The sequence below is a fragment of the Emticicia sp. genome (assembly GCF_049241225.1).
In the GTDB taxonomy this organism is placed as follows: Bacteria; Bacteroidota; Bacteroidia; order Cytophagales; family Spirosomataceae; genus Emticicia.
This window is the reverse complement of the sequence record NZ_JBMLRC010000099.1, coordinates 3,109-13,926: the sequence shown is the minus strand read 5'-3', so window position 1 is coordinate 13,926 and position 10,818 is coordinate 3,109. Positions and strand designations below refer to the sequence as shown.

The 10,818-nt window shown below is 37.8% G+C and carries 11 protein-coding genes and 1 pseudogene; 6 read left to right on the top strand and 6 right to left on the bottom strand.

All coding sequences use genetic code 11. The features are described from left to right. The 4 genes and pseudogenes from ACOVO2_RS06080 to ACOVO2_RS06065 all read left to right on the top strand — a co-directional run. Positions 1-372 (top strand): annotated as a pseudogene (locus tag ACOVO2_RS06080) (TonB-dependent receptor); the annotation flags it as partial. Positions 373-416: 44 nt separating this feature from the next. Beyond that, positions 417-1,985, top strand: a complete 1,569-nt coding sequence (locus tag ACOVO2_RS06075) for a hypothetical protein (protein WP_421769109.1) — start codon at positions 417-419, stop codon at positions 1,983-1,985. Further along, the gene (locus tag ACOVO2_RS06070; protein WP_421769108.1) at positions 1,975-2,475 is read left to right on the top strand and encodes a nuclear transport factor 2 family protein; all 501 of its coding nucleotides are present in this window, start codon (positions 1,975-1,977) and stop codon (positions 2,473-2,475) included. Before ACOVO2_RS06075 ends, ACOVO2_RS06070 begins: the two co-directional genes overlap by 11 nt. Positions 2,476-2,740: 265 nt before the next feature. Then, entirely contained in the window at positions 2,741-3,055 is a 315-nt protein-coding gene (locus ACOVO2_RS06065; protein WP_421769107.1) for a ribosomal protein L7/L12, read from the top strand. A 62-nt stretch (positions 3,056-3,117) separates the two neighbouring features. Here the strand turns inward: ACOVO2_RS06065 and ACOVO2_RS06060 are convergent, their stop codons facing one another. Genes ACOVO2_RS06060 through ACOVO2_RS06040 form a run of 5 tightly spaced genes read right to left on the bottom strand, consistent with a single transcriptional unit; the run spans position 3,118 to position 7,833 of the window. Next, complete coding sequence (locus ACOVO2_RS06060) at positions 3,118-4,641, bottom strand: M20/M25/M40 family metallo-hydrolase (RefSeq protein ID WP_421769106.1); 1,524 nt, start codon at positions 4,639-4,641, stop codon at positions 3,118-3,120. 23 nt (positions 4,642-4,664) lie between these two features. Beyond that, a complete protein-coding gene (locus tag ACOVO2_RS06055; protein ID WP_421769105.1) occupies positions 4,665-5,078 on the bottom strand; it encodes an HNH endonuclease in 414 nt (137 codons plus the stop codon). Beyond that, on the bottom strand, positions 5,075-5,314 hold the full coding sequence (locus ACOVO2_RS06050; RefSeq protein ID WP_421769104.1) for a hypothetical protein: 240 nt from the start codon (positions 5,312-5,314) through the stop codon (positions 5,075-5,077). The genes ACOVO2_RS06055 and ACOVO2_RS06050 overlap by 4 nt, the downstream gene beginning before the upstream one ends. A 54-nt stretch (positions 5,315-5,368) precedes the next feature. Continuing rightward, positions 5,369-7,042 (bottom strand): hypothetical protein, encoded by a 1,674-nt coding sequence (locus tag ACOVO2_RS06045; RefSeq protein ID WP_421769103.1) that lies wholly within the window; start codon positions 7,040-7,042, stop codon positions 5,369-5,371. Positions 7,043-7,062: 20 nt separating this feature from the next. Next, complete coding sequence (locus tag ACOVO2_RS06040) at positions 7,063-7,833, bottom strand: ABC transporter ATP-binding protein (RefSeq protein WP_421769102.1); 771 nt, start codon at positions 7,831-7,833, stop codon at positions 7,063-7,065. Positions 7,834-8,220: 387 nt separating this feature from the next. On the opposite strand from ACOVO2_RS06040, the gene hpf reads away from it, so the two are divergent. Then, complete coding sequence (hpf, locus tag ACOVO2_RS06035; RefSeq protein ID WP_421769101.1) at positions 8,221-8,580, top strand: ribosome hibernation-promoting factor, HPF/YfiA family; 360 nt, start codon at positions 8,221-8,223, stop codon at positions 8,578-8,580. A 183-nt stretch (positions 8,581-8,763) separates the two neighbouring features. Here hpf and ACOVO2_RS06030 read toward each other — a convergent pair whose 3' ends face one another. Next, positions 8,764-9,477 carry a hypothetical protein gene (locus ACOVO2_RS06030; protein ID WP_421769100.1) on the bottom strand — a complete coding sequence of 238 codons (714 nt, stop codon included), beginning with the start codon at positions 9,475-9,477 and terminating at the stop codon, positions 8,764-8,766. Between the two features lie 245 nt (positions 9,478-9,722). Here ACOVO2_RS06030 and ACOVO2_RS06025 point away from each other — a divergent pair, with 245 nt between their 5' ends. Beyond that, entirely contained in the window at positions 9,723-10,796 is a 1,074-nt protein-coding gene (locus tag ACOVO2_RS06025) for an AI-2E family transporter (protein WP_421769099.1), read from the top strand. The last annotated feature ends 22 nt before the right edge of the window (positions 10,797-10,818 follow it).

Genomic DNA, 10,818 nt, shown 5'->3' with positions numbered 1-10,818 from the left:
TTTGCCACACTTTTCAGTCGAAACCTCAAACTTTTCGTTTATCCGACTTACCAAAACAACAACATCATGAACTGCATGAGGTTTAATCCGCCCGTGCAATTGATTGATTTATATCGTTATCTGATTGCCAACAATAAAATTGAAGATATTCATCACTACAACGAGACTAATATGAATATCGATACCAACAAAACACTTCAATTAATCAAAAGCGGAGAAGAGGGCTGGGAAGAAAACGTGCCTGATGAAGTAATAAAAATGATAAAAGACCGTTGTCTATTTGGTTTCCCATGTGTGGTTATTCCGGGAGTACCGGGGCCAGCACACGCCAAAGAAAACCAAGAAGTAGCCATCGAAAGCGATGATGTATAAATATGGCAATTACACTTGCTAATTTGTAAAAATCAACAACAAAAATGAAATTTAAAATCCTGACAATTAGTATATTAGTATTTTTTTCGTACCAAATATTTGCACAAGAAACACCCAAAATATTACTACCAGCAGGAAAAGAATGGACCCAACTCAAAGAAGGGTCTGAGGTTTCTTTTGAACTAAAAGTAGAAGGAAAAAACTGCGAAAAATTCCGTTTTACGATTCCCCAAGGTAAGCTCGAAGGCATGGCTTTCGACTCACTCGGGCGTTTTACGTGGACTCCCCCCTATTCGATGGTCGATAGGCTTGATTCTTATAAATTTCATCAAGTAATTTTTGAAGCCAAGTGCGATTCTACCAACGAAACGCTCTCTTCAAAAGTTGAATTTCGTATTCAGCACGTCAATCGTAGCCCTGCGATTCGAGACTTGAAGCCTTTTTATGTGCAATACAATACCAATAATGTCTATAAAATCGACCGTGATTTTGTGTATGATGAAGACAACGACCCGATTGTAGTAATTCCGTCGTTTGAGTCGATGCCCGAAGGAATGAAAATGACTTCGCAGGGCGAAATCTCATGGTCGCCATCATTGACACAATTCAAGAAACTAAAAGACAAAACGCTCGATGGAAATCCGATGTTTTTGGAGTTTTACGTAGAAGACCAACCCGCAAAAACGCAATCGAAAGGCCGTTTGAAAATTGAAGCCACTCAGATTGATTTACCACCCGAAATTGTGGTTGTGCCGAAAGATAATGTTTTCAAGATAAAGGAAAATCAGACCATCAATATTCGATTTTATCTATCAGACCCCAACGGCGATGATGATATTCAAGAATTTGACTTTCTGACTGATAATCCGAATGTTAGCAAGAAAAATTTAATCAAAAATACCTCTAATCAATACGAGTTTACGTGGCAACCTGGCTATGATTTTGTGAAAGATCCGCTCGACTCGCTCGGTTTTAACATCGACTTTTTTGTGCTGGATAAAACCAAAAAACGTGATGTAAAAACCATCAGATTTGTGGTACGCAATGCCATCAACGAAGCTGAAACTGACTTGAAACTTTATAATTTGTATCGTGGTACACTCCTACGTGGTTGGGAATTGCTCGAACAAATGAAAGAAAAAGAAGACGAACTTAAAAAAGCCTATATCAGAGCCAAAAAAGGCAAGAAAAACCGCTCGGTTATTAATGCTTCGCTGGGTGCAACCACGAGTTTATCATCGGTTTTTGTGCCAAAAGATAAACCCGACCAACAACGTCTGATTTCGACTTTGGGTGGTACGACCGTACTAACCATCGGTACGCTCGAAGCTACCGAAGTGATTGGCCGCTCGATGAAAGACATTATCGACCGCCTCAATTATATCATCGAAAAGAAGAATGAATTGCAAAGCAAAGGCGATATTTTTGCCCGAGATTTTGCTCTAAAATCTTCTCGTCGTGGGCCAGATTTTATCCGAAAAGTTGATGATTTCATGAATGTGATGAGCTTAAAAGGCTTAGTAGTGCTTGATTTAGATGCCGCTTGGGAGCCAAAAAATAAAGCAACTGACGCCAATATCAAGAAAGTATTCAAAGATTTTAATGCGGAATAACACTCATCAACAACAAAATTATAATAATGATATGAAGGGATTCTTCAAGAGACTGTTGCTGTCATTTTTATTTATGCAAAGCAGTAATATAGTTTTTGGTCAGACCAAACAAGATAGTTTAGCTATCAAACAAGCCGCACTTGACTACATAGAATCGCAGCATAAGCCTAATCCAAGCCAAATGGAAAGGGCTTTACACCCAAGAATGGTGAAGCGAACTTTTTGGAAAGACAAAGCAACAGGTAAAGACTATGTTCGTGAAACAACTACGGAATCAATGGTGCTTTTGGCCGAAAGTTATAACCGAAATGGAGATAAATTTCCGAGTTCGCCAAAAAAAGAAGTGCTTTTGCTTGATGTTTCGGAGCGTACGGCCTCAGTAAAATTAATAGCCGACGAATGGATTGATTATATGCACATTGTTAAGATAAACGATTCTTGGAAAATCATTAACGTGCTTTGGCAGTATAAAGACACCAAACAGCATTAATCAATAACACAGCCTAAAATGACACCAAACCACCAAAAACCTTCAATTTCTGAAGGTTTTTGTGTTTTAAGGCTTGTCGATTTATTGAATTATTGCTTAAGTATGAAGAACTAACAATTTGATAATCACTTACCAATGAATTTTCATTCTATAAAGTAAAAACAACACTTTATAGAATAAAGAGTACATTTCATGAAACGTAAAAAAATAAGCGTAAGCAGCCACATATCTTTGTAGCATAATCTTAAAAATAAACTTTAGAATCATGAAAAAAATATTCTTCGCTCTCGCTCTTACTATTACTGGTATTACTACCGCCGCTACTAAAAGCCACGCACAAAGCACTTTTCAGAAAGAAACGACACAAGTGTTATTTATTACTGCCAGTAAACCAAACGCCAAACAATCAGTGGCCAAAGTAATTTCATCGTTGTTTGGATTGAATTTTGGTGCAACCATGAAACAACTCAGCCAAAATAGTCCGATAGTAATTCCATTAAAAACTGGTGTAACAAAAGAAGAAGCCGCCAGCATAAAATCGGCACTTGAAGCAGCAGGAGCTGAAGTAGAAGTAAAATAATTTTGAGTAAAAAGAGTAAAGAATCTAACGTAATTAATTGATTCTTTACTCTTTTTTAAATCCTACATTTTCATCAAAGCCACATAGGTTTCGATTCCATTCCAAATATTCTGAATTCTGATGTTTTCGTTTTCGGCGTGTTGATTATTATCGTGGTTGGCAATCGGTACCGTAATGGTTGGTGTTGCCAAATATTTCTCAAACAAAAACAGTGGCAAACTTCCACCCAAACTTGGCATCAAAACTACCTCTTCGTTGGTGCTTGACTGCACAGCTTTTATCACATTTTGGGCAATCGGTAAATCCATTTTTGTGCGTTGAGCGTTATAGCCCTTTTGCACTTGCACACGAGCAATGAGCGGATATTTCATGCGTTCTTCGTCGGTAATACTCTCATTTTTAGTAACATAATAGCCTTGTGCTTTAATATGGTCAATCACTTTTTGTGCTTGACGCTGGGCATCGTTGCCCAAAACCAAACGTAAATCTAAAGCAGCCGTTGCCGAAACTGGTATCACATTTGCGGCCATTTTTCCCACATTGGCACTCGAAATGCCATTGATATTGAGCGAAGGCAAGTTGATTAATTCAACTAACGACTTTCCGCCACCTTCGGCACGCACAAAACCTAATTCGTTTCGCATTTGCTCATCAACTGGTGGCACTTTGGCAATGGCTTTTTTCTCGGTTTCGGTAAAAGGAACAACGTCATCGTAGAAACCTTTTATCAAAACTCGGCCATTATCGTCTTTCATCGAAGCTAATAATTTTGATAGAAGCATGGCAGGATTCGGAGCCCAATTGCCGTAGTGTCCGCTGTGCAATGGTCGTTTGGAAGCATATACTTTTACTTCCATATTCACATCGCCACGCACCCCAAAAACCACTTGTTTTTTGCCCGACTGATGCACTGGGCCATCGCAAATTACCCAAAGGTCTGATTTGAGTTTATCTTTGTGTTTTTCGAGAATTTCTGATAAATGCGTCGAACCAGCCTCTTCTTCTCCTTCAAAGAAAAACTTGATATTTACACTTGGTTGAATGCCCAATTTTGTCAAAACCTCATAAGCAGTCAGAATCGAAAAAACACCTGCTTTATCATCGGAGGCACTACGACCATAAATTCTCCATTCGGGATTGATTTTTTCGTTGGCTTTGGGTGCTGGAATTATCTTCCCACCTTTTTCGAGCGAAGCATCTAAAAATACCGATTTGAAAGGCTCAATTCCTTCAGCCCACTGATTTGGATTAACTGGTTGGCCATCGTAATGAGCATAAAAAATGATAGTTTTGGTAGCATTTGGTACGTTTACCTCACCAAAAACTGCTGGCGGAACACCCTTTGTGGTAGCATCTAATAATTGAGTCTTAATGCCACGGGCTTCCATCATTTTCACAATGTAAGCAGCCGTTTTCTGAATCCCGACGGTATCATAAACCACATTAGGAATCGAAAGTAAGCCCATAAACTCGCCCAACAGGGCATTTTCGTTGGCTTTTCGGTAATTTCTGGCTTGTTCAACCAGCGGACTTTGAGCGGAGACAAAGCCAGTAATCAATAATAAAGGTAATAGGTATCGTTTCATAGATGAAGGGAAAGGTCATTAACTCATGGATACAATCCAAGTTCAACTAACTGTTTTCTGAAGATTAGTCTGTCTATTTCATTAAATTTAAAAATCTGCACCGTAGCAATTCCTATTTCTGATTTTCCGTCAATCTTTGCATCTTGTATCTCAAAGTGTTCTTGCCAAATATCAATTCTTGGATTGAAAAAGCGAACTAAATTTAATTCACTCCCCACAAAAGTTCCGATATCGGTTCCTTTATAAAAATTACAATCGGGGCAACAATAAGCTAAATTTTCGAGCTTATTATTGCCCCCATGTTTGATGCTTCTGATATGCTCGATATGAAAACTAAAATAAGAAACCCTTTCGGATAAAAGACAATATTCGCATCGAAAGTTGGCTCGTGAAGCTATCTCTTTTCTGGATTTGAGAGTGATAGCACTTCTACTCATGCTTCTGTGATTTTAATGGCTCGTGCTTTGGCAAGCCCAATTATTCTATTTATAACAAGATAGTGTTCTAATTCGCTTTTCTCCTCAGCCGAAAGCGTTTCTTCTTTTTGTTTTGCAAAAAGAGCATCTACTTTCTGCTGATTTGCAGCGGAAGCTTTAAAGTTTATAACCTTTTTAGGATTCATCTTCGCTATGAAATCCGAAAGTTCATCATAAATAAAAGATTCTTTGGTCATCTTGGCTTGTTTTTTTAATCTAAGATAAATATAAATTTAAGCTATTACAAATCTTTACTCCATTCTTACTTTTTCCCAACCTACTTCACGGTATTTTTTGAATAAATATAACGCTAATGCCAACTGAATAAGCATAAAAACACCAATCACATAAGGCACTTGCATGAGTATATAATGCACAAAACCGATGATTCCGGTAAGTAGAACATAAGCCATGTTTCGGATAAAACTTCCACCGCCGTTTTTCTTGATTTCGGTCGAAAAAGGCAGTTCATTGCTCATGCCGATTGATAAGAGTAGGTCAAGATTTGTAATTGTCAGCATTCCGAAGAGTAAATCATCAAGCAAATTTACCCCCCAAATAATTGATAAAATTAAACTCAAAAAAAGCGTAATCGGTAAAAGAAATTTTACCATAATGGCCCGAAGTGAGCCGCTCAGTATTTCGCCAGGCTTAATGATTGGGGCGAGTTCGTAAGGCCAAGCCGCTTTAAAATCTTCGGATTGCGAAATCTGACTCCTGATGGTCAGCAAAATGGTTCCACACAGATAAATCACCACAATTGCCATGCTTGGCGACGCTCCCAGCTCTTCTATTTGTTGCCAAAAATTTCCATCACCTCGCCGAGTACCAATCATTAAGAGTGGATATGTAAGCAAATACGCCAAAGATGGATAAATTCGGAGTTTTAGTTTACGGTCACGAGACGTAATTTTCCAAACAAATTCAAAAGCACCACGCTCCATTGCCGTACCCGTAAAGATACTCGACAACGTTTCGACCAAGCCTTTTTTTGCAACTTTATTCGGTATTTTTTCTTGGCGTTTGGCAATATCCATTCCCGCAATTTTTTGGTTAAATACTCCCGAAAAGACATTACTTACCAAGAAAACCACCATAAATGGCACGGTTAGGGTCAGGAAGAGAAACAGAAACTTAGTAGAATCAAACTCGTGTTTAATAATGGTATTCATGCTATTTCCCATCCAAATTGGCGGCACAAGAAAATGCCACCATTGCACTTTTGTATCAATGCCATTCATTAAGGCTTCGAGATTAACTATTCGCCCAACCAAACGATAGCCGCCCATAAAAATAACAGTCAATACGATTTGGAAAGTATTTATGATATTTCGGAGGCGTTCTTCGCTCGTAAATTGCATCAAAACCAAGTAAAAAATATTGGTCAGAAAAACTATCAAAATCAAACTTAATAAACTGATAATCAGGAAAGAAATTGCTGCTAAAACCCCGTATTTTATTACTGATACGATAGCAAACGGCAATGCCAAAGCGAGCATCATCGAAAGCAGATACATCAGAATATGCGTGATGCGGGCAATAAGCAGCGTGCGGTCGTCGATGGGACGAGGTAGCAAAACGGCATTATCGTTGGAGTCGAGAATAACCGCCGAGAAGTCGGTGATGAGGGTCATGGCCAGCATAAACATCATTACCGCAAAAACCAAGGAATAGGCCGCTGTAACCGATGCAGAAAAATAAATTAGCAGTGAAAAAGCACTGGCCATGACAAAATACAAAAACAAAGTAAGCAAAAAGGTATTATTCGATTCGCTTTGATTTTTATTCCATTGATTGAACCTTGCTCGGCGATTATCCATTTTGAGTTTTACCCCAACAATGGCCACCAACTGCTCAAAATTTACGCCCAACCGTAGGAAAATTGGGCGAAGCAGAAAAAGTATTTTAATGTAGAAATTTATCATTTTGTGTAAGGTGTGGAAATTTAGCGGTTCATTACTTGGATAAACTCTTCGGCCAGTTGTACGTGTTCGTTATTGCCCGTTAGTTGGTTGAAAATCTGTTCGAGCGAACCCGTTTCTCGCTGAGATTTCAGTTCTTCAAAAGTACCGTTGGCAATGATAGTTCCTTTATTGATAAGTACGATTCGGTCGGAGATTTTCTCGACCACATCCATGATGTGCGAGCTATAAAAAATGGTTTTGCCAGCGTGTTTGAGTTGAGAAAGTATTTCTTTGACCAAAATCACGGCATTGGCGTCGAGGCCAGAGAGAGGCTCATCTAAAAATATCACTTCGGGATTATGCAAAATGCCCGAAATCAACAATACTTTTTGTTTCATACCTTTCGAAAAAGTCGTCATGCGGTCGTCTCGTTGGTCATAAAGAGCAAAAAGCCTGAGTAATTCGGTGGCTTTTTCTTCGATTTGCTCGGTTTCTAATTGATACAAACTTCCCAAAAATCGCAGGTACTCCATTGGCGAAAGTGTATCATACAACGAAGCATTTTCAGGAACATAACCGATTAAACGCTTCACTTCCATTGGGTTGGTTTTTACGTCCAGCCCCATCACTTCTACACTCCCAGCATAATCGGGAATCATTCCGATTAGGATTTTGATTGTCGTAGATTTCCCTGCTCCATTTGGCCCGATATAGCCAATAATTTCGCCCGAATCTACTTCTAAATTAACGTCTTTCAAGACCAAACTACTCCCATACGCCTTTTGCAAATTACTGATTTTGATTGCCTTCATTGTTGGATTAAAATAGGTTGTAAAATAAAGATGAAATGTAGAAGAAGTGGTTTAGATTTCCAATCAAAATGCTGATAATCGGTTATTTTTAATGTAATTTGCTATTTTTTTCTCCTTTATCGCCTCAAAAATGACATTTCCCTATCGATGATTCTAAAAAGCCTTTCACATCTATACAATCTTACCTTTTGTCATCGTCTAATAAATTTATACAAAAATTTCTTGACTCGTATTGTTTTTTTTCATACGTTAGATTAATGAAAGTTCTTTGAAAGAGTAGATTCAAGAGGTAAAATTGAAGACGTGAGCGATTGTTGGCTTTAGACCTCAGATTAATATCTTGAATCTCAGTAGTTTATGTAATTATTCACTCTAAATTAGTGTGTTATGAAGATTCATGTGCATGCAGTCCATTTCGACATCGACCCTAAATTGGTCGGATTTATCCAAAACAAATTAAACAAATTAGAAACCTTCTACGACAAATTTATCAGTGGTGAAGTTTTTCTAAAATTAGACAAAGGAGATAGTAATAAAATTCACAAAAAGCACATTGAAATCAAGTTGAGTGTTCCGGGTAGCACCATTTTTGCAGAAGAAAAAGGCACAACATTTGAAGAAGCAACCGACTTAGCCATGGAGGCGTTGAAGTCACAAATCAAAAAATTTAAAGATAAAAGAAACGAAGTTGAACATAAAAAACGAGAAATTCCGGCAGAAGAAGAAGTTGTAGAAGACGATTTCTGATAAATATAAAAGGGCGTAAATCTGATTGGTTTACGCCCTTTTTTGTTTTGGAAAAACGTATGATTGAAGACTAATGATTGAGAATTGATGATTTTAGAATCTTGTTTATTCTTTAAAAATCAACAATTTTCAATCTCTAATCATTAATCTTAAATTTAACAAAACTGTTCCGTTGTCAGTGTCTCACTGACGAGTAGTTTTATTTACCCGATAAATCTTGCGTTGCTCGTTGGTCATTACAAAATCGGTATCGTTTACATACGCAATCGATTCCATCTGATTTCTACCAATTTTTATACATGATTTTGGTTTAGAAAAATCAATTTTCCCATCTAAAATCTCAAAAACATAGATTTTACCGTAAGAAAGTAGAGCAAATTCTCTCCCGTTTGGACTAACGTCGGCAGAAGTTATTGGGCTTTTCAAAAAAATATTCTGCTCGGGCAAAAGTGCGTAATCGCCCGCTTTATCGGGCAGGCTATAAAGTTGCGTTTGGTGTTTCCGTGTCCAATCTTTCGAGAATAAATAGAGTTTCCCGCCGTACCAAAAAAATGCTTCGCAATCAAAAATCTTATCTTTGGCCGGAAAATGGTCTTGGTCGGCGTAATGAAATGTTATTTTTTCGGTTTTGCCATTTCTGAACTTATAAATCGTGAGGTCCTTGCGGTTTTGGCCATTATTACCAAAATCTCCGACATAGATATTTCCCTTATCATCTTTGGTCAGGTCTTCCCAATCAATATTTCTTGAATCATTCACCAAAAGTGTATCAAAAACACGGCCTTGTTCGCCAATCATGTATAGTTCGGTATTGCCCCCACTATCGTTGATGGTCCAATAATAGTTTTCTTGCCAAGCTTTTGCCAAACCCGAGCTTTCGTTGATACAAGTGGGCATTCTGCCTGTTTTCGTAATCTCGTATTCGCTTTTTGCCCTTCGAAAACCACTTTTTTGTATTTCGCTGTGACAATTACAAGTAGCAATTTTGAGAGAAAACAAGAACATATAGAATTTATAAAGAAACATAGCTGAAGGAATGGTTTGCTAAATCAACGAGAAAAATTTGAAATTGGCTAACAAGATAGTTAATTTTGAAAAAACCTGTCAATAAAACAACGAATTATCTCCCAAAAACTTTATTTATGAAGATGAAAACATTTCAGCAGCCTTTCCCTACACGACTCGCCTACATTCTGATTTCGTTGGTGATTATCATCTATGGAATGTATATGCTCAAAGACCTACTTATTCCTCTTACCTTCGCAGGAATCTTTGCATTGCTGTTGCTACCTGTTTGTCAGTTTCTTGAGAGATTGCGTTTTCCACGCTGGTTGGCCATTACGATTGCTATTTTGTTTATGATTGGAGCTTTAGTTTTGCTTTTTTATCTGGTTTATATACAAATCATGGATTTTGAAGAAATTTTACCACAGCTTACCGAAAAAGCCGAAAAATATTTCTCAGAAGTACAGACTTACATTCGTCGAAATTTCCATATCAGTAAAACTCAACAAAAAGCCGAAGGCAAAAAATACGTAACTGAGTTTCTAAAGAATAATAGCGATATTTTAGGAAATACACTCTCAACTACCACTGGACTTTTGGGAAATCTGACGCTTATTCCACTTTACATTTTTCTGATGCTACTTTACCGTGATTTCATCAAAGTTTTTTTCTACAAAGCGTTTCAATCAGTAAGTAGCCACCGTGTAAATGTGGTTTTGAAAAAAATCAAAAACGTGGTTATTGATTACATGGTGGGCTTGATAATGGTTATTGGTATTATCGGAATCTTGAATACCATCGGGCTCTATATTTTGGGCATCGACCATGCCATTTTCTTTGGCTTTTTGGCTTCTTTCTTGGTGCTTATTCCTTATATTGGTATTGCAATTGGCTCTCTTTTACCAATTCTTTTCGCTCTAATTACTAAAGGCCCAATCAGTGCGGTGGGTGTGGGTTCTTTGTTTTTTGCCATACAATTTTTAGAAGGAAATTTCATTACGCCTTACATTGTCGGCTCAAAAGTGAGCATCAACTCAATGGCGGCCATTATCTCATTGATACTTTTTAGCTCGCTTTGGGGAATGGGTGGCTTGGTTTTGGCATTGCCGCTAACGGCTATCATCAAAGTAATTTTCGATTCGATTGAAGGTTTAAAACCTTACGGCTTCCTACTCGGTGACGCCGACCACGTTGATGTAAAAGTTAAATAAGTTGAGTTATTGGGGAAGTGGT